This is a genomic window from Gelidibacter japonicus, assembly GCF_010725055.1.
GTDB lineage: Bacteria > Bacteroidota > Bacteroidia > Flavobacteriales > Flavobacteriaceae > Gelidibacter > Gelidibacter japonicus.
Genome location: NZ_BJKB01000006.1, coordinates 141,753 through 162,259, shown reverse-complemented (window position 1 = coordinate 162,259; position 20,507 = coordinate 141,753). Strand labels below are relative to the sequence as shown.

Annotated in this window: 17 protein-coding genes; 9 read left to right on the top strand and 8 right to left on the bottom strand. The window is 37.2% G+C overall.

The features are described 5' to 3' along the window. The first annotated feature begins 3 nt into the window (after positions 1-3). The 5 genes from G6N06_RS08515 (at position 4) to G6N06_RS08495 (ending at position 4,127) form a co-directional block, all read left to right on the top strand. On the top strand, positions 4-954 hold the full coding sequence (locus tag G6N06_RS08515; protein WP_163515860.1) for an isopenicillin N synthase family dioxygenase: 951 nt from the start codon (positions 4-6) through the stop codon (positions 952-954). Positions 955-1,058: 104 nt separating this feature from the next. Further along, a complete protein-coding gene (locus G6N06_RS08510; protein WP_163515858.1) occupies positions 1,059-1,382 on the top strand; it encodes a translation initiation factor in 324 nt (107 codons plus the stop codon). Beyond that, positions 1,382-2,311, top strand: a complete 930-nt coding sequence (locus tag G6N06_RS08505) for a DUF1835 domain-containing protein (protein ID WP_163515856.1) — start codon at positions 1,382-1,384, stop codon at positions 2,309-2,311. The genes G6N06_RS08510 and G6N06_RS08505 overlap by 1 nt, the downstream gene beginning before the upstream one ends. Beyond that, on the top strand, positions 2,311-3,180 hold the full coding sequence (locus tag G6N06_RS08500) for a nucleoside phosphorylase (RefSeq protein ID WP_163515854.1): 870 nt from the start codon (positions 2,311-2,313) through the stop codon (positions 3,178-3,180). The genes G6N06_RS08505 and G6N06_RS08500 overlap by 1 nt, the downstream gene beginning before the upstream one ends. A 92-nt stretch (positions 3,181-3,272) precedes the next feature. After that, entirely contained in the window at positions 3,273-4,127 is an 855-nt protein-coding gene (locus G6N06_RS08495) for a substrate-binding domain-containing protein (protein ID WP_163515853.1), read from the top strand. Positions 4,128-4,370: 243 nt separating this feature from the next. Here the strand turns inward: G6N06_RS08495 and G6N06_RS08490 are convergent, their stop codons facing one another. Continuing rightward, a complete protein-coding gene (locus G6N06_RS08490) occupies positions 4,371-5,045 on the bottom strand; it encodes a uracil-DNA glycosylase (RefSeq protein WP_163515851.1) in 675 nt (224 codons plus the stop codon). Positions 5,046-5,161: 116 nt separating this feature from the next. Between G6N06_RS08490 and G6N06_RS08485 the strand changes: the two genes are divergently transcribed. Both G6N06_RS08485 and G6N06_RS08480 read left to right on the top strand, forming a co-directional pair. Beyond that, positions 5,162-7,327: an endonuclease MutS2 gene (locus G6N06_RS08485; protein WP_163515849.1), complete on the top strand. Its 2,166-nt coding sequence runs from the start codon at positions 5,162-5,164 to the stop codon at positions 7,325-7,327. Positions 7,328-7,401: 74 nt separating this feature from the next. After that, positions 7,402-7,818: a thiol-disulfide oxidoreductase DCC family protein gene (locus tag G6N06_RS08480; protein WP_163515848.1), complete on the top strand. Its 417-nt coding sequence runs from the start codon at positions 7,402-7,404 to the stop codon at positions 7,816-7,818. Between the two features lie 342 nt (positions 7,819-8,160). Here the strand turns inward: G6N06_RS08480 and G6N06_RS08475 are convergent, their stop codons facing one another. The 3 genes from G6N06_RS08475 to G6N06_RS08465 are packed head-to-tail and all read right to left on the bottom strand — an operon-like array spanning position 8,161 to position 11,883. Further along, complete coding sequence (locus G6N06_RS08475; RefSeq protein WP_163515846.1) at positions 8,161-9,201, bottom strand: glutathione synthetase; 1,041 nt, start codon at positions 9,199-9,201, stop codon at positions 8,161-8,163. Positions 9,202-9,213: 12 nt separating this feature from the next. After that, entirely contained in the window at positions 9,214-11,052 is a 1,839-nt protein-coding gene (locus tag G6N06_RS08470) for a peptidase MATCAP family protein (RefSeq protein WP_163515844.1), read from the bottom strand. Beyond that, the gene (locus G6N06_RS08465; RefSeq protein ID WP_163515842.1) at positions 11,053-11,883 is read right to left on the bottom strand and encodes an N-formylglutamate amidohydrolase; all 831 of its coding nucleotides are present in this window, start codon (positions 11,881-11,883) and stop codon (positions 11,053-11,055) included. A 231-nt stretch (positions 11,884-12,114) separates the two neighbouring features. On the opposite strand from G6N06_RS08465, the gene G6N06_RS08460 reads away from it, so the two are divergent. Continuing rightward, positions 12,115-13,020, top strand: a complete 906-nt coding sequence (locus G6N06_RS08460; RefSeq protein WP_163515840.1) for an EamA family transporter — start codon at positions 12,115-12,117, stop codon at positions 13,018-13,020. A 2-nt stretch (positions 13,021-13,022) separates the two neighbouring features. Here G6N06_RS08460 and G6N06_RS08455 read toward each other — a convergent pair whose 3' ends face one another. The 3 genes from G6N06_RS08455 to G6N06_RS08445 form a co-directional block, all read right to left on the bottom strand. Then, on the bottom strand, positions 13,023-14,468 hold the full coding sequence (locus G6N06_RS08455) for a dicarboxylate/amino acid:cation symporter (protein ID WP_163515838.1): 1,446 nt from the start codon (positions 14,466-14,468) through the stop codon (positions 13,023-13,025). An 85-nt stretch (positions 14,469-14,553) separates the two neighbouring features. After that, positions 14,554-15,621: a chorismate synthase gene (aroC, locus tag G6N06_RS08450; protein WP_163515837.1), complete on the bottom strand. Its 1,068-nt coding sequence runs from the start codon at positions 15,619-15,621 to the stop codon at positions 14,554-14,556. Between the two features lie 218 nt (positions 15,622-15,839). Next, complete coding sequence (locus tag G6N06_RS08445) at positions 15,840-18,767, bottom strand: FAD-binding and (Fe-S)-binding domain-containing protein (RefSeq protein WP_163515835.1); 2,928 nt, start codon at positions 18,765-18,767, stop codon at positions 15,840-15,842. 143 nt (positions 18,768-18,910) lie between these two features. Here G6N06_RS08445 and G6N06_RS08440 point away from each other — a divergent pair, with 143 nt between their 5' ends. Continuing rightward, positions 18,911-19,402 carry a hypothetical protein gene (locus G6N06_RS08440; protein ID WP_163515833.1) on the top strand — a complete coding sequence of 164 codons (492 nt, stop codon included), beginning with the start codon at positions 18,911-18,913 and terminating at the stop codon, positions 19,400-19,402. A gap of 71 nt (positions 19,403-19,473) precedes the next feature. Here the strand turns inward: G6N06_RS08440 and G6N06_RS08435 are convergent, their stop codons facing one another. After that, positions 19,474-20,496, bottom strand: coding sequence for a helix-turn-helix transcriptional regulator (locus tag G6N06_RS08435; protein WP_163515831.1), 1,023 nt, complete (start codon positions 20,494-20,496; stop codon positions 19,474-19,476). Between the last annotated feature and the right edge of the window lie 11 nt (positions 20,497-20,507).

Below are 20,507 nucleotides of genomic sequence, written 5' to 3'. Positions count from 1 at the left end.
AATATGAATGTGATACCAAGTGTAAATCTTCAGGATTTTGTTTCTGGTGACCCGGTTAGAAAGCAAAAATTTATTGATGAAATAGGAAAGGCTTATGAAGAGATAGGCTTTGTAGCTCTTAAAGGCCACTTTCTGGATACTCATTTAGTCGATGATCTTTATGGTGAGATTAAGAATTTCTTTGCATTACCCTTAGAAACAAAACAGAAATATGAAATTCCTGGAATTGCCGGTCAACGTGGCTATGTGTCCTTTGGAAAAGAAAGTGCAAAGGGTCAAAAACAAGGTGATTTGAAAGAGTTTTGGCATTTTGGACAATATGTGGAAGACGATCCTGTCCGGGCCAAGGAGTATCCTGAAAACGTTACAGTTACTGAATTGCCAAGATTCAATGAAGTTGGCAAGGAAGCTTATGCGATGCTCGAGAAAACGGCAAAATATGTCCTTCGGGCCTTAGCGCTCCATTTGGGCTTGGAAGAAACTTATTTTGATCAGTACATCCATAATGGCAACTCCATTTTAAGGCCTATTCATTATCCTCCTATTCAGTCTGAGCCTAAAGATGCGGTTCGGGCTGCGGCTCATGGCGATATCAATTTGATTACCCTGCTAATGGGCGCCCAAGGACGAGGTTTACAGGTGCAAAATCATAAGGGAGAATGGATTGATGCCATCGCGCAACCAGATGAACTGATGATCAATGTAGGTGATATGCTATCACGTCATACCAACAATAAATTAAAATCAACGATCCATCGAGTCGTCAATCCGCCAAGAGAACTTTGGGGAACCTCACGCTATTCCATTCCGTTTTTTATGCACCCAATCAGCGAAATGAAATTGGATGTTTTAGAAAGCTGCATTGATGAAGACAACCCTAAACAGTTTGAGGACATTACCGCTGGAGAGTTTTTGCATGAGCGTTTAATAGAATTAGGATTGATTAAGAAATAGTCGGCAGTTTACGGTTTCCAGTGGGCAGCCATGCAACTGAAAACTGAAGACTGCCTGCCCGTCTGTAGCGTTTGTGAAGCCGGGAATACCAGAAGACTGAAAACATGGATTTACAAGACCAACTCAAAAAGCTGTTCCCAGAACACACCCCTGAAGAGACTCCAGAAATCGAACCATCGAATATATGGCTGCAGGATGACCCTATGATTTGTAAATATGAAAAACGAAAAGGGAAACCCATCACGATTATAGAAGGTTATACCGGTGCTACTGAGGATTTCAAGATATTGGCAAAAGAACTGAAAACTAAACTAAGTGTTGGTGGAAGCTTTAAAGACGATAAAATAATTATTCAAGGAGATTATAGGGATAAAATTATGGAAATCTTAAAAGAAAAAGGATTTACAGTAAAACGCGTGGGAGGTTAATGGGATTCGGAATTTTACATATTACCAACGGCAATAATCTGACCGATTATTTGAATGAACTAGGAATAGAAGGCGATTTTTTGACCTGGCAGGAAATGCTCTGTGAAGGTCCAACCACAGAAGAAATTGAAACCGAAGAGTTTTTTAATCTACGAAAGGAGTTTTTGTCTGAATTTTATGATATTGAAATCGCTGAAGCCGAGCTTAGAAGCGAATTGGACATTTTGAACCATACCGATCAGTTTGAAGAAATCATCCTATGGTTTGAATACGATTTGTTTTGTCATATCAATTTAATGGCCATTATCAACCTTTTGAAACAAAAGAAAATTGATATCCCACTGTATTTGGTGTGTAGCGGTAGAGTAAAAGGTGAAAAAGAACTTAAAGCTTTGGCAGATTTAAAACCTGATCAACTCCGCAAGGAATATGAAAACAAAATTAAGTTATCCGAGGAGGATATTGAATTAATGGGCTCATTATGGCGAATTTATTGTGGTCAGGATCACAATCTATTTAAACCATTTATTGTTCAGAAATCTTCCTTTCCCTATTTGAGCAATTGCTTAAAAGCACATTTAGAACGATTTCCTGATTCCAAAACGGGACTTTCAACTTTAGAAACCCATACGCTTCATATGATTACAGACCAGAATATCACATCAAAAAGGCATTTATTGGGATATATCCTCAATTTTCAAGGTTATTATGGTTTTACTGATCTTCAGATTGAAAGAATGATTGACAGACTGGGTATTTTTTATATTGAGGAAGAAAACCGAATTGTTCTCAACCGAAAAGGATATGATGCCATAGCGCAACTAGCTAATTTCTCATCAGAATTACCTTCTAAAATGATCTATGGAGGCGTCAAAAAAAATGATTTTCAATTTAGTAAAATTGAAAACAAACTAATTAAAAAAAGCTAATGTCAATAAAATCATCAGAACTCATAATCAATCCGGATGGGAGTGTCTATCATCTTAACCTTCGACCTGAACATCTCGCCACAACAATTATCACTGTTGGTGACCCTGACCGCGTAGATCGCGTAACCCAACATTTTGACGACATTGAATTTCAGCAAAGAAAAAGAGAGTTTCATACACAGACAGGTACCTATAAAGGCAAACGGATCACGGTGATTTCCACAGGAATTGGAACTGATAATATCGATATTGTATTCAATGAGTTGGATGCCTTGGTCAATATCGATTTAGAAAAACGAGAAATCAAAGATAAACTTACTTCCTTGGAAATTATTAGAATTGGAACCTCTGGCTCCATTCAAAAAAGCATCCCTTTAAATTCTTTTCTGATCAGTGATTATGCCGCAGGCTTTGACAGTTTATTGCATTTTTATAAAAGTGAACACATTCAACATCCAAAAATTTCTGAAGCCTTAATAAAGCATACCAATTGGAGTCCTTTAAAATCGAAGCCTTATATTGTAAGATGTCATGAAGGATTGTACAATAAATTCAGTTCGAACAAAACGGTTAAAGGTTTTACAGCTACCAATGTTGGTTTTTATGGACCACAAGGACGTATTTTAAGACTTCCGCTTCAGGATGACAATCTTAATCATAAATTGGCAAGTTTTGATTATAACGGCATGCCCATCACTAATTTAGAAATGGAAACTGCTGGGATGTATGGTATATCTGCACTTTTGGGCCACAAAGCTTTATCAATGAATGCCATAATTGCCAATAGGGCTACTGGCGAATTCAGCAAGGACCCAACCAGCCTTGTCAATGATTTGATAATTTATACATTGGACAAGCTGGTAGAATAATTCAAAAGGACAAAAAACCCAATCAAAAACATAAAAAACGGACTCCAACTCCATTAAAAATTGGATTGTGGAGTGGATAAATAAAACTCTCAATGACGACAGTAAAAATTGGTGGTGTACCTGAACACTTTAATCTTGCGTGGTATTTAACGCTAAAAAATGGTGAGTATAAGAAAGAGAATATTAATCTACGTTGGGAAGATTATCCTGGAGGTACTGGCGCTATGAACGAAGCCCTTCGGACTGGAGAAATTGACATGGCCGTTATTTTGACTGAAGGAATTGTTAAGGATATTGCAGAAGGGAACCCAAGCAAAGTTGTTCAGGTTTTCGTAGAAACGCCTCTTATCTGGGGAGTCCATGTAGCTGCAGGATCAGAGTTTAAATCTATTGAAGAACTAAAAGGAAAACGCTGTGCCATCAGTAGATACGGCTCTGGATCTCATCTAATGGCGTATATAAACGCCGAAAATCATAATTGGGACTTGGACACAGATCTCAATTTTAATGTCATACAGGATTTAGATGGTGCCGTTAATGCATTAAGCAATGGCGATGCCGATTATTTTATGTGGGAGAAATTTATGACAAAACCCATTGTGGATTCGGGAGTATTTAGACGCATTGGCCACTGTCCTACCCCTTGGCCTTGCTTTGTAATTGCCGTAAGAAATGAATTTCTGGAAACCCATGAGAATATCGTAAAGATTATTCTGGAAATCATCAATAATACGACGATCGATTTTAAGGAAATTCCAAGTATTGATAAGATGATTGCCAACAGATATGAACTACAGTTGGATGACGTTCAAGAATGGCTTAGTTTAACAGAATGGTCCCAGAGCAATGTGGATAAAGCAACCATAAATAAGGTGCAGCAGAAATTAATAAAGCTTGATATTCTTTCAGAACAAAGACCTTACCATGACATTGTAAAAAACGTATAAGTTGATGGCTATAGCATTAACGTTTAATTAAGTTTCCTTATGATTCAGGGGGGAATTGTCTCAAAATTAATTACATTTGTAGTCCGAATCGCAGTAATACCCCCTGGCATACTTAAACAGATATTGACATGACAATTATTTTAATCCTTGGTTCTTTGGTTGTTTTAAATTTCCTACTTCTAAAATTCAGTTGCAACAGAACTACAAAAAAGGTCATTTCTGAAGCAAAACCCATCAATCGTCCTATTTCAGTTCCCAGTCAATCGGAGACGCAGGAACTTGCACCAACTGGGAGTTAGTTTTACTAAAACATTTATTTCCAAACCAATATCCTCTATTGGCACTTAAAGGGGAAGGATGACCCGAAGTAAAAATAGTGTGTTTTGAGGCATCAATAAATTTAGCTTTTTTGTGGGCGTAACTTCCCCATAGTAAAAAAACCACATTCTTTTTTTGTTCATTTATTGTTTTGATTACACGGTCCGTAAAGATTTCCCAGCCATGCTTTTGATGACTGCCAGCTGCTCCAGACCTTACCGTTAAAGTCGCGTTGAGCAAAAGGACACCCTGTTTTGCCCACGGCTCTAAATTTCCTGAGACTGGATATGGATTACTCAAATCAGCCTCCAATTCCTTAAAGATGTTTTTGAGCGAAGGCGGATGCGTAATTCCTTCGTTAACCGAAAAACACAAACCATTGGCCTGCCCAGCACCGTGATAGGGATCTTGACCTATAATGACTACTTTAACTTGATCAAATGGGCACCAATTGAATGCATTGTAGATGTCTTTCTTTTTTGGGTAACAAGTGTACGTTTCATATTCCAATTCAATAAATGCCATTAATTCCTTGAAATAGGGTTTATTAAACTCCGATTGCAAATGTTTTTCCCAGCTGGAATGCAGATTTATGTCCATAATGAACTTTTTGTTTTCGATAAAAATAAGGTGATTTTCTGGATGTGATAAAATATAGATTCCAAAACTTTAAATTTCCTTAAATTTGAACTTAATTAAAGATTCCTTAGAAAAGCATGCATATTCAAGATAAAACCTTAAAAGATATCGAATTTTATACCGTCTTAAACCAAATGGCGGAGCATTGCTTGACCCATTTAGGGACTGAAAAGGCCTTACAGATCACTCCTTTCCGCAAAAAGGAAGATATAATGCAAGCTTTATGGCTGACCAACGATTATTTAGCGTCCTTTGAGAATGACAATCGTATTCCGAATCATGGATTTGAACCCATCACCAAAGAAATCCAATTTTTAAAAATAGAAAACTCATTCCTGGAAACGGGGAGTTTTAAGAAAATAAAAGCCATTTCTATCACCAGTAATGATATTATAGGTTTTTTGAAGAAGTTTAAGGAATACTATCCAAATCTCTTTGAGTTTTCCTCACCAATTCCAATTACCAACGAATTGATTCAGCAAATAGATGGCATCATTGATCGTTTTGGAGATGTAAAAGACAATGCGTCTGATGAACTATTTAAACTGAGACAGGAAATCAATAGCGTTAGAGGTAAGATCAACCAAAGCTTTATGTCGGCATTGAACGCTTACAGTGCCCAGGAATATTTAGATGACATCAAAGAATCTGTCGTTGAAAACAAGCGGGTCCTGGCAGTCAAAGCCATGTACCGCCGCAAGGTCAAAGGTGCTATTTTAGGTGGGAGCAAAACAGGAAGCATTGTGTATATTGAGCCAGAAGCGACATTTAGATATACCCGAGAACTCAATAATTTAGTATTTGAAGAAACTGAAGAAGTCAACAGAATCTTAAAACAGTTGACTGACTTTATGAGGCCGTACCGTGAACTTTTAAAGAATTATCAGACGTTTCTAACTGAATTGGATGTGATTTTCGCAAAAGCAAAATACGCAAAATCCATTAATGCACTTTTACCAGAAGTTACGGAAAATAAAGACTATCACCTAAAAGATGCAATCCATCCGTTACTTTATATTTCGAATCAAAAGAAAAACATAAAAACCTTTCCTCAATCTATAGAGTTACATCCAGAAAACAGGATTATTGTAATTTCAGGACCAAATGCCGGTGGAAAAAGTATTACTCTAAAAACAGTTGGTTTATTACAGGTGATGTTGCAAAGCGGCCTTTTAATTCCGGTTCATGAACGAAGTAAAATTTGTTTGTTTGATCGAATTCTAACGGACATAGGTGATAATCAATCCATAGAAAATCATTTAAGTACGTATAGTTACCGATTGAAACAGATGAATTATTTCTTAAAGAAGTGCAATAAAAATACTCTTTTCTTGATTGATGAGTTTGGTACTGGAAGTGATCCAGAATTGGGTGGCGCATTAGCAGAAACCTTCTTGGAAGAATTTTATCATAGAGAAGCCTACGGAATTATCACCACCCACTACTCTAACCTCAAAGTTTTGGCCAACGAATTGCCATTTATGCAAAATGCCAATATGATGTTTGATGAAAAAAGCTTGGAGCCAATGTTCAAACTTGCCTTGGGTCAGGCCGGAAGTTCATTTACCTTTGAAGTGGCACAAAAAAATGGCATCCCGTATAGTTTGATCAATCGTGCAAAAAAGAAGATTGAACGTGGAAAAGTGAGGTTCGATGCTACAATTGCCAAACTCCAAAAAGAACGTTCCAAGCTCGAAAAGACGGAACGCTCTCTCAAGGTCAACGAACAAAAGAAATTAAACGAGGCTGAAAAATTAGAGGAAATCAATCTGAAAATACAAAAAAAATTAGAGAGCTATCAAGAACTGTATGACAGCAATCAACGTCTGATTTATTTGGGACAAAAATTGGATGATTTGGCGGAGCGGTATTTTAATAATAATCAAAAACGTGAATTAATGGCTGAATTGTTCAAAATTGTCCAAATCGAAAACTCCAAACGAAAAAAAGTTTCGGCCAAGGCAAAAAAAGTTCAAAAAGCCAAAGAACAAAAGGTGATCAAAGAAGCTGAAAAAACTGTAGAGGTCATCCGTGAAAAAAAGAAAGCCGCCAAGAAAAAAGTAGAGGCTGCTCCAAAACCCACTCCTATTTTTAGAATTGGCGATCGCGTAAGGTTACAGGACGGAAGGGCTGTTGGCAGTATTGATAAACTTGAAAAAAACAAGGCCGTTATCAACTACGGTATGTTTACGACCAATGTAAGTGTGGATCAACTGGAATTGGTGGAAGCGGTTAAGAAATAAGTGGGCAGTGGTCAGTCGGCAATAAGCAGTCGGCAGTAAGCAGTCAAGTAAATGTGTTTAATAAATAAAACATCATGTCTATAGACTTGGAAAAAAACAAACAACTCATTCTTTTTGACGGGGTCTGTAATCTTTGTGATGCCTCGGTGCAATATGTCATCAAACACGATAAAAACGATCTGTTTCGATATACAACATTGCAGGGAGAAGTTGGACAAGCCATTATTAAAAAATATGGTGTCGATACTGATAAAATGGATTCTATTTTACTCTATTCGCCAGAAAATGGTATTTCCTATAAATCGACCGCAGCTTTAAAAATTGCATCAAAATTAGGGTTTCCAAGACATTTGATGGTCGTGTTTTTGATTGTCCCTGCATTCATCAGAAATTGGGTTTACGACTTCATTGCACAAAACAGATATAAATGGTATGGTAAAAAGAAAGAATGTATGATTCCCACAAAGGAATTAAAGTCAAAATTCCTATAACAAAAAAAGTCCTCGGAAAAGGACTTTTTTCATTTAACAACTACTTAAAAACTAAATTAATCTAAAATTTTAAATATTATTGAGGGAATAATAAATTGATTAATAGCACATTGTTTTGCTGCGGTAAAATTACACAATGGACTTGTGCTCAAATAAAATAGTCGTTGTATGCATTGAAATATTTGATTAACCAAAAAAGGATGTCAATATCTTCTACAAATGACATTTTTTAGTTCTTTTCAGACGATTTCTCACGTACGAAAATAAAAGCCATTAGTTAAAAATTAATTTAACCTTTTGCGATGTATTTCCATTTCTTAATGGGAGCTTCAAGACTTGGTATTAAAGGGTTGCCAATCTGCTATTATACAAGTAGTCACCATACATACTTCTATAATAGACTTTTCTTTCTATTGATTGAATAACTGGCGTTGCAAAATCAGTATCATACATTTGACCCATCACATTTAAGCCTCCTGGGCTAAAAACGTTTATTTCCATGAGTTTAGATCCTACAATATCAATCCCCACCAAGAACATTCCGTCTTGAACCAGTTTTGGTCTGACAATATCTGCGAGTTCCATAATCTGATCGGTCATCTTTACTTTTTCAGGTTTCCCACCTGCATGAATGTTACTTCTAATATCTCCAGAGGCATTGACGCGTTGCATTAAGGCATATTGACCATCGACCTTCAATGGCTCGCCATTCATTAGGAACAGTCGTGTGTCGCCTCCTTTAGCTTCAGTAAGATATTCTTGGGCAATCACGAAGCCGTCACGACAAATGGCATCAATAGTTTGTGATAGATTATGTTCGTTTTTTTTATCCATCATAAATACATTTGTCCCACCAGAGCCCTGTAATGGTTTGAGAATCATTTTCTGTTTCTGTTCTTTAAAAAACTCCTTTATTTCATTATGGTCTCGGGTGATGATCGTTTTTGGACGTAGAATCTCTGGGAAATGCTGAAAGTACATTTTATTCACCGCCCCAGCTAAACTGCTAGGGTGGTTAAGTACCAACACACCATTTCTCATGGCGATTTCTCCAAATATAAAGGCCGCATTATAAGCCCAATCCCGCTCATTGATTTCATCTGCTGGATTGTTCCTCAAGAACAAAACATCCAGTTCTTTTGATGACACATTGACAAATTCCTCTTTCTGAACGGCTTTAAAGTAAGTTTCCTCGCCTTTAAAAGTTCTATCTTTTATAGTTTTACATCTTACAGAAAGATGTCCTTTTGACGCATACGACAATTCACCAACACCAATAAAAAACACTTCATGTCCTCTTTTATACGCTGCGTACCCCAAAGCAGGAGTCGTATAATTCCACTTTTCTGTAGCGTGATCATTAATTATAAATCCTATTTTCATGTTTTTCTTATTTTATTTTACAAGATCAACAATATTCATCCCCTTCCTTAACTTTTTCAAGCGTTCCTTTACCTCATTACGTTCCAAAAAAGCGGGTAATACAGGTTGCTTCAGTACGTTTCTGTAAAGCAATTCTTCAATCAAGGCAATATGGGTAGTATTAAACTTACCCGTATAAAGAGGTTCAAGCCGCCCGCCTTTTTCTAGGTAACGCATCAAATCAATAAGTCCCGCAAGATAAACGGCGTCTTTAGTAAGTCCGCCCCCTCTGTAAACACGCATGCTTATATAATAAGCTACACGATTTGGAAAAGCATAAGATTCTCTTAACAAATTAAAGGTTTCGATAAAGCTGGCATTGTCTATCATAGACTGTACGGCTATAACACGTCCAGCCAAAAGTCGTAAACGGTTTACGGTCAATCCGCCTACCAAATATTCAGCGATCACCGCTAAGCCTTCCTGTAGCTGATCATAGCCTTCAAAGCCTTCGTACATTTGTTTTAACGGTTGACTTTTACCATTGCAATAAGTCAGAATGTGGGTGCCGATTTCATGCTGAATCAACGCATCGCATCGATTCGCATCTAAATTCATTTCATTATTGATGAGCAATTTCGATTTTGACACCATGATGCCGGCTACATCATCCCTAACTTCAATGCCAAGATCCAAATCAGGAAATTTCGCTGCATAATAATCTATTTCTCTTTGTGCGCGATCTGCAAATTCTGAACTATTAAATCGCTTCGAACCTTGAATGATCTCACCATTTGGATAAGTTGCCAAAATGTGTTTTGCAGCGTCCATAACATCTTCTCGGATCACTCCATAAAGACTTTCACCAATAAATCGAAAGTTATCGGAACCACGCTCCTCAAGCATGATCAATTGCTTTTCAATTTCGAGACGTTTTCCTCGGAGTATAAATGCAATGGTGGGGTCTTCAACAAGATCTATCGGAATGTTGAAAAGCTTACGTTTTTCGAGTTCAGGATCTATCGCAATCAATCGATATTTGAATGATGGTGTGGTTGTAAATTCATTTTGTTCAAATTTTTCCCATTCCTCGTTACTGTTTACCGGTGTCACCCTTAACAGAAAGGACATTCGTTCACTAATTTCTGCAATTTTAGTATCAGAAGAAAGGGTCACAGCATCAATGTGAGTCTTGCCAAGCATCAAATAATTTTCAAAAACATCAGTAGTCTGCACCCTTATAAATTCATAGACCGCTCGCTTAATAGTTTCAGAAAAAATGGTATAGAATTTCCTGAAAAACAAAGAAAAAAGCTCATCCGTTTCAGGATTTTGATAAACTGCAGGAATTGAAATACCAATAACAAGGGTTCCTAGCTTTTTGGAAGTATTGACATCCACCAATGGTGTTAGGTGTTTTGGATGCCTGAATTCTGTTGAAATAAATTTTGTGCTAACATTTGATACTGTTTTTTTTATTTCATTAAACCCTTCCTCAAGTGCATTTACAGTCTCCATTGATTTGTTCTTTGGTCCGTAAATTTGGAATTGGTTTTTTAATACATCTTTATTGGGCCACAATTCTAAAATTAAAAAAGCTTCAAACTTTTCAGAAGTAATCAATCTGATAGCTTCCAATAGATGTGAAATATCAATACTATCTTCAACAATCAAATAAGAAGCTTGTGTCTTTAAAAGCCTCGTGAAATAAACATCCATGACCTTGTATCTATATACACAAATAAAAGGAAGCAGTTTGTCAATATGAAGCAATCCTTTTTTTGGCAACTCCGCATTTACAGGAACATTGTCGGAAATTTTATTGCATATGGTTTGTACTAATTCAGCATCTATTTGATGTTCTTTGATCATTTAATTGGAGTATATATTATAGAAATTTAAAGCATGTTCGGGCAATTGCTTCTTTAAGCCTTTTCTGATGGCAGATACAACTTCTGGATAGATGATTTGGTCCGTTTCATCACAGTAAACCTTTGCCACTTCAGTAGCCAGAACTAGAGTGTTCTTAAAATTGTTGGTAATAAATTTTAGAAAATAACCGTTGCCTTGAAACGTGTCATTGATTTTGGATGTGGTCGGGATACCATTTGGCAACTTAATTTTGGACAACTGTTCTCGCCAAGCTTCTATTGCATTATCAAAGCGCTTATTATCAATGTTTGAGGTTCCCAAATTCCAAGTTGGCACTTCCCTATCCCAACGCTTCCAATTATAACTATGCAAATCATAGACTACACAACATCCAAATTTAAGTTCTAATTTTCTGATAAGTGCGTGAACCACTTTATAAAAGTTCTGATGTTTTTCAAGACTTCGTGACTTTTCGTCTTCGGTCAAGGGCTCTTTCCAGAGTTGTTTTCCCCAAGCGTCTTCATATATAGCATTCTTAGGATCTCTATTCAAATCGTATTCAAATCTGGAGTCCATTCCCGAAATCACAATAGGCTGAGGCTTCAACATCGTTTTGGTCTTTGGATCTTCCTCATACCAGCGGTCATATTCGGTATGCAGACATTTAGGCCAAAGTTCCTTACGAAATTGGTGCCCGTTGTGTACGGCTGCACAAGCATAAGGAACGTAATCGTCAATTTTTATAGTGAAAGAGTAATCAGAAGCCACCGCTTGAAACAATTCCTCGTTTTCTATTTTTGATATAATGTCAACAATGGATAGTTTTTGCATAAGTCGTAATTTATAAGAACTTTAGAGCTTTTTATATGACATAAAATTCTCACATCTTAACAAATTTATCAAATAATGTTCTGTTAGTCTCCAATCAAAATGATAAATAATAGTTAAGATACCTTTATTTATCCTAATGTGACCATAGAAAAACGTCATTTTTTAAGGGGCATTAAGATGATGTACATGGTTTTTTAGAATACCTTTGCACGCTTGTTGGAACAACTCGTAATGAAATCAAAGTATTATATTGCCGTCATCACAGCCTTTAGTATTTGGGGATTTTTTAGTCTTGTACTGAAGTCTCTTGATTCTTTCTCGGCTTTTGATATTCTTAGCTATCGAACCATAGGTTCTGTCCTCATCATGCTGTTCGTATCCTTGGCACTTCGTCCTAAGGCATTGAAAACAAATATAAAGCTGTTTAAATCAATAACAGCAAAGGATAAACGTCGGATCGTCATCATCAATGTGCTGAGTGGCCTGTTTTTGGCTCTCAATTGGTATATTTATATCTATGTGATGAATAATGTGAGTGTTAGCGCTACCTCCTTGGCCTATCTGATCTGTCCCATCTTGACCATGGTTTTAGCCTATTTATTGCTCAAGGAAAAACTTTTCAAATTGCAATGGGTCTCTGTGATTTTGAGTTTGATTGGATGTCTGCTACTCTCTTTAGGGAATTTTACGGATTTGTTTTACAGTATGATCATTGCTTTTACCTATGCCTTGTATTTGGTCCTGCAACGTAAAAATCAGGAAATGGATCGTTTTTTAGTGCTGACCTGTCAAGTGTTTTTTGCGGTGATTTTTCTATTACCGTTCATAATCACTTATGATTCTCCCAACGAAAAAACACCATTTTTTTACGGAATGTTGGCGCTTATCGCCGTAGTATTTACCATCATCCCGATGTTTCTTAATATTTATGCTTTAAGAGGACTGAACTCTTCAGTGGTGGGCGTATTCATTTATTTGAATCCGCTCATTAATTTCATGCTCGCCATTTTTTATTTTGATGAGAAGGTCAGCCTGATTGAAGCTATTTGTTATCTTCTGATCATTATCTCTATCGTCATCTTTAATTTTGCGGCAATAAAAAATCGTATCAACAGAAGGCGCGCTGCGCATATTTGATATTACGATTTTACATCGAAAGTTTCCGTTGGATCCTTATCGTCATCGTATTCCAACATGTTCTCCCCGTTTGCTATTATAGCGCAAACAGTGGCATCACCAGTTACGTTAACTACTGTTCTAAACATATCGAGAATACGGTCAACAGGGAAAATAATGGCAATCCAAGCGGGATTGAGTCCTACGGAATCCAATACGATAATCAGCATTACCAAACCGGCACTTGGCACAGCCGCAGAGCCTATTGAGGCCAGGGTGGTGGTCATCACCACAGTTAATTGCTGTCCTATAGTCAAATCAATCATATGCAATTGGGCCAAGAAAATGACGGCCACAGCTTGATATAAACTGGTCCCATCCATATTTACCGTAGCACCAATTGGCAAAACAAAGCTGCTTATTTTCTTGTCAACACCAAGATTTTGTTCAACACATTCCATAGTTACTGGAAGTGTTGCAGCGCTGCTTGAAGTAGAGAATGCTAAAGTTTGTGCGGGACTCATTGCCTTAAAAAAACCAACATAAGGAATCTTTTTAACAAATGTCTTTAAAATCGAAGGATAGGTTATGAAGATCATGACCAAAAGGCCGGTAAGAACGGTTAAGGAATACCAACTTAAACCTTTAAATATTTCAACGACCTTTCCAATATCATCCCCAGCCATTTTGCTTACAACACCTGCCAACAGGGCAAAAACAAAAAATGGGGCTGCCTGCATTACCAAATCTACCATTTTAAGAAACACCTCATTAATACCATCTACCAACTTTAAAACAGGAGCCGATTTTTCATCTGGAATAAACAAAAGACAGACACCAAAGAAAATCGCAAAAAATATAATTTGCAACATCAAGCCGTTGTTGGAAAGAGAATAGAAAAAATTGTCCGGAACAATATCAATCAATGGTTGTAATGGTGTAGTTTCCTTACGTTTATCTGCCGTTGCAATTTTATCTGATACTGAAACCTCCTTTAAATCTTGTTTAGTCAGCTCTGAAATCTCTTGGGCTCTCTGAAAAAATTCTGGATCCTCGAGATAATTGATGCCATCTTTTATTTCGTGACCCTGTGAGCTGGCCCATATTTCATAATTGATTCGGTTGTCTATCCGGCTTTGCTCGTCAATAAGCTTCCCTGGCTTTATTGTGTTGACTAAGATTAAACCTAACGAAATCGCAAATACCGTTGTCAAGAGGTAAAGAAGCAAGGTCTTTCCTCCCATTCTTCCCAAGCTTGACGGGTCTCCAATATTGGCAACACCGCCTATTATGGAAAACAATACCAATGGGACCGCAATCAATTTCAACAAATTGATAAAAATAGTACCAAATGGATCAATCCAGTTGATGGTAAATGAGCTCCAGCCCATATAACTGGATAATAGCGCCCATATAATACCAAGGACCATTCCAATGACGATTTTCCAATGTAGTGCTAGTTTTTTCATGTAACTATTATTTTCATTCCCGCGAAGGCGGGAATCTCTTAATTTTTAATTAAGGGTAATTTTCGGAAGCTAAAGGCTCCTTCTTTTATTCATGAGACTCCTGCCTGCGCAGGAGTGTGTAATCCGCCAGAACCAATGCAGCCATAGCCTCAACAATAGGAATTGCTCTTGGCACTACACAAGGATCATGTCGTCCTTTTCCCTGCATCTCTACAATATCTCCTTTATTGTCAAGAGTGTTTTGTTTCTGAATAATCGTGGCTACTGGTTTGAATGCCACTCTAAAGTAAATATCCATTCCATTGCTGATTCCACCTTGAATACCTCCTGATAAATTGGTTTTGGTGCTTCCATCTTCATTGAATTGATCATTGTGCTCACTTCCTTTCATTTTGGCGCCACAAAATCCGCTACCATATTCAAAACCTTTCACGGCATTGATGGACAACATAGCCTTGCCGAGCTCGGCATGCAATTTATCAAAGACAGGTTCTCCAAGTCCGATAGGTAGATTGTGAATCACACAAGTGACGGTTCCACCAATGGTATCGCCTTGTTTTCTAATCTCTCTAATTCTTTCAATCATCTGATTTGCAACGACTTCATCCGGACAACGTACAGTATTAGTTTCAATCTTTGAAAAGTCAAGATCCTGATAAGGCTTTTCTAAAAAAATGTCGCCAACAGATGAAGTAAAAGCATGAATTTTAACATCTTTCAACATTTGCTTTGCAATGGCCCCTGCAACAACTCGGCAAGCGGTTTCACGTGCAGAACTTCGTCCGCCACCTCTATAATCACGAACACCATACTTTTTGTCGTAGGTGTAATCGGCGTGACTTGGACGGTAAACGTCTTTTATATGAGAATAATCATTTGATTTATGATCGGTGTTTTTGATGATAAAGCCAATTGGAGTGCCTGTGGTCTGGCCTTCAAAAATTCCTGATAGGAACTCAACCACATCTGATTCTTTGCGCTGGGTGACGATATCAGATTGTCCTGGTTTTCGGCGGTCCATTTCTGATTGAATGGCTTCAAAATCTAAATGTATTCCTGATGGACAACCATCTATTACGCCACCAATGGCTACGCCGTGAGACTCACCAAAAGTTGTGAGTTTAAACAATTTTCCGAAGGAGTTTCCTGCCATAGATATTATTTTGTGCTAATGTAATTGTATTCTGAGAGAAACAAAAATAGAATTTTAAAAGGTTTTTTGAATTTTTAATTGCCGAAAGATAACAATTCCTTCATAAATGCTAACAATTATTCCATGGAACACTCATTCTGAATCCTTGATTAAGTCCTCCACCAAAAAGGTATTGAATATGAGGTTCAAACTCAGTTTATCAGCCCTAAATCCTAAGGCTACAACAATGCTTGCCTCAAAATTGTGATAGGATGCAAGGCTTCTCTTTGTGTGCCATCCATGATTTGGTGCCTGCAACTCGTACCATTTGCTGAGATAATGGCTGTCTCCGAAGCTTTTCTCACCGCAGGGAACAAGGTTTGCTCACCAATTTGCATACTGACCTCATAATGCTCCTTTTCATACCCAAAACTCCCTGCCATTCCGCAGCAACCACTCGGAATTATGGTAACTTTATAATTCTCAGGAAAATTAAGAATTGTAAAACTGGACAATTGATTGCGTAAGGCTTTTTGGTGACAATGGCCATGGAACTTTATGATCTTTTCCTCCTTGGTAAATTGTGATGCCTTAATATGCCCCATGTTGATTTCCTGTTGGATAAACTCCTCAATCAATAAGGTGTGTTTTGCGATATTTTGCGCGGCTACCCTATCATCTGCCAGCCTTGGGTACTCATCCGTAAACGTCAAAATGGCCGAAGGCTCAATTCCAACCAATGGTGTTTCGGCAGAAATCAAATCTTTAAAAACGGCAACATTCTTATTGGCCATTTTTTTGGCTTGCTCCAGAAGCCCTTTGGATATAAACGAACGTCCAGATTCTGAATGGGAAACAAACTTTACATTATAATTCAGACGTGTCAAAAGTTCTATCGCATCCTGTCCAATCGGTGTATCCAAATGATTGGTAAATTCATCGTTAAAAAAATAAATTGTTTTAATATTATTTGACTCAATTACTTGATTGTTAATTGATCTTATATGCTTATCTAAACTTTTTTTTGAAATCAATGGAAGTGATCTTTCTTTTGCAATTCCGAAAGTATTCTTTATCATTGATGAGGTTAATCTGTTTTTGAAAAAGAAATTTGTCATCTGCGGAAATACACTTGAAAATCCATTCAGAGTATTATTATAGGCAAACAATTTTGTTCTCAATGAGACACCATTTGCCTTTTGATATTGGTATTGAAACTCCGCTTTTAAACTTGCAACATCCACACTACTTGGACATTCACTAGCGCATGCTTTACAACTCAGGCAAAGGTCAAAAACCTCCTTTAATTCTTTATGGTCAAACTTATTGGCCTTCTCTGAATTTGTCAAAAATTCACGCAAGGCGTTGGCCCTTGCCCTTGTCGTATCTTTTTCATTGCGAGTTGCTCTATAACTCGGACACATAGTGCCGCCAAATTCTGGTAACTTCCTGCAATCGCCAGAGCCATTACATTTCTCAGCTTCCCTCAAGATGCCCATAGAAGCCGAAAAGTCCATCATGGTATCAATTTCCGGTTCAGTTCTATCAGGTTGATAGCGTAAATTCTCATCCATTGGGTAAGCATCAACAATTTTTCCAGGATTGAAGATGTTTTGAGGATCAAAGGCTTTTTTTATACGCCTCAACAATTGATAATTCTCCTCTCCAATCATTAATGGAATAAATTCTGCCCTCACAATCCCATCGCCATGTTCTCCACTCATGGAGCCTTGATATTTTTTTACCAAATGCGCCACATCTGTTGTTATTTGTCTGAACATGGCTACATCCTCGCTTTTTTTAAGATTGAGAATTGGTCTTAAGTGTAATTCTCCCGCTCCGGCATGTGCGTAATAAATCGCTTCCTGATTATGATCTTTCATCAATTGCGTAAACTCACCAATATAGTTGGCCAAATCAGGCAATGCGACCGCGGTATCCTCAATACAAGCTGCCGATTTTCTATCACCAACTATATTCCCCAAGAGTCCCAATCCTGCTTTTCTTAACTCAACGGCTTTCTCAATTTCAGGTCCAACAAGAACAGGCCAAGCATAACTTAATCCAGATTCCTGGATGGCTTTTACCAAATGTTCAGCTTGCTTTTCGACGGCTTCAAAAGAATCTGCCCGAACCTCACACATTAATATGGCTTTGGGATCATCAACAATAAACGCCCTGTTTTCAGCCTGGGTTTTATTTTGCTTAGTACAATCCAAAATAGTTTTGTCCATCATTTCACAAGTAAAAAGATTGTGTTGCATGGTCAGTTCAACACTCAGCAAACAATTTTCTATACTATCAAAATGCGCCGCAACCATTATACTTTCTTTAGGTGGCAGCGGGTCTAATTGCAATACTATTTCGGTAGTAAAGGCTAACGTTCCCTCACTTCCAGATAACAACTTGCACATATTGAAGTCTGTAGAACCTTCCTGAAAAACAGTACTTTTCAGAAGTTCATCAATGGCGTAGCCTGTATTTCTTCTATGGATTTCAGGCTTTGGGAAATTTGCAGTTATTCGCTTTTGAACATCTTCTGGATGAAGCTCCTTATATATAGTTTGATAAATTTGCCCTTCCAAAGTGCTCAATTTCATTTTTTCAAAGAATTCAGTTTTGGTGGTGTTTTCAAAGATGACTTCGCTCCCATCGCTAAGCAAGGTTTTCATTTTCAAAACCTTATCTCTGGTAACACCATACTGGATTGAAGTGGTTCCTGACGAATTATTTCCCACCATTCCCCCAATCATACAGCGGTTGGAAGTGGAGGTATTTGGGCCAAAAAAAAGCCCAAAAGGTTTTAAGTAGTTGTTGAGCTCATCTCTTACAACTCCTGGCTGAACGGTAACCGTTCTATTCTTCTCATTGATGTCTATAATTTTGGTAAAATGCCTGGAAACATCAACCACAATTCCCTCACCAACACATTGTCCTGCCAAAGATGTACCTGCAGTTCTTGGAATAAGTGAAGCTGAATTGGTATTGGCAAATTGGATAAGCAATTTTAAATCCTCAACAGTTTTAGGATAGGCTACAGCTAAGGGTAGTTTTCTATATACAGAAGCATCTGTTGCATACAGCGCTTTCATTAAATCGTCAGTAAACAGCTGCCCTTCCAACTGACTTTTGAGCTCTATTAACATTTTATTTGACTCTTTTACCATCACTTTTTTTAAAACTCTATTTATATTAAAATTTTGTTATAAATTTAGAGGTAATTAGTCAATTTTAACACAAAGTTGGCGTTATAATTTCTTTCGGATATCAATACGAGGTGTATTTTTGTTAAAACTTTAAAACTTAAATTATGAAGAAAATATTTTTAATCGCTATTGCCTTTGTTGGAGGCACTATGTTTATGAATGCGCAAGATATTGCTGACAACGCCATTGGTTTACGTATTGGTGACAGTGATGGTTTTGGTGCTGAAGTTTCATACCAACGTGCCCTTGGCTCCAACAACCGTTTGGAGTTGGATTTGGGACTAAGAAACGGTAGTGACTATGACGGGTTTAAACTTGCCGGAATATACCAATGGGTTTGGAATATTGATGGAGGATTTAACTGGTACGCAGGTCCAGGTGGTGGCCTTGCAAGTTATGGTTACAAAAGATATGAGGATAACTATAAAAAGGACAATCAAACCTTTATATTTATTGCTGGCGATATAGGAATTGAGTACGTTTTTGATATCCCTTTAATGCTATCATTGGATTTCAGACCAGAAATTGCTTTTGGAAATGATTATAATGACGATTTGGATTTCGATATAGCCTTAGGTATCAGATATAGATTTTAGCAATACATGTCTCTACATAGAGAAATAATCATAAAAATAAAACCATCATTAATTATATAGTGATGGTTTTTTTATGTGTTTTTTATATGCATTTGTCGGTATTCAGTTGGCGTCATCTTATATTCTTCCTTAAAAATTTTAGAAAAATAACTTCTACTTGTCAGGCCTATTTTATATACGATTTCTGAGATGTTAAAATTAGTATTCCTTAATAATTGAGAGGCAAGATTCAATCGCGCATCATTGATATAATTATTGACTGTAGAGTTATAAAGAATTTTGAAACCCTCCTGAAGTTTGGTCTCCGTTAGGCCCACTTCTTGGCAAATATCATTTATTGTATTTGTTTTTTCTATATTTTGATGAATATACTGAACTGCATCTCTTACCCTGGATACTTCATACTGCCTTAAAACATGCCTATTCTCCTCATTGTTCAGATCGTCTTGGTATTGTGCAATTTGGTTTCCCAACAATTGATACCCGCAGCTAATCATGAAAATAGTCCTTAAAAAATAATTGTCATTGAAGTTATTTATCTGTTCAAAAACTTCGGCAAGAGCCAAACTGTAATACCCCTCATGGTAAAAACTGTTTTTAGCCAAAACATCACCAAATATGTCGTTGAGATCAGATTTTATAAGTTCTGAGGAGCATTCGTCATAAAGCATAAAGCGCTCTCGGTCCATTTCCAAGCTATAAAGATTGATCTCCTGGTCCTTTTTGAAACTTATCACGTGACCGTTATAATGCTGACTTGCCACAATAGCTTGTTGGAATTCATGAAGATCATGAAGTGTCTCTTCATTGGAAAAGCGGTGAATGAAACTGCCTTTGGTACAGTATAAAAACTTTAACGGATGAGTGAAATCTTTTACAAACTGAATTTCAACATCCATTTTAAATTTACAATGGTATTCAATAATGCCGAGCCCAGATTCAAGCATCATCGCCTTGATATATCCTTCTCCTATATTCTCTGAGAGTTCAACAAAATATTCCCTACAATTAAGTTGAAAAGGTAATTGAAATGCTTCAGCCAAATCCTTTATGACCAAATCGACAGGCAGGGAGTTGACTTTTATTGTGGTCATATAGGATGAAG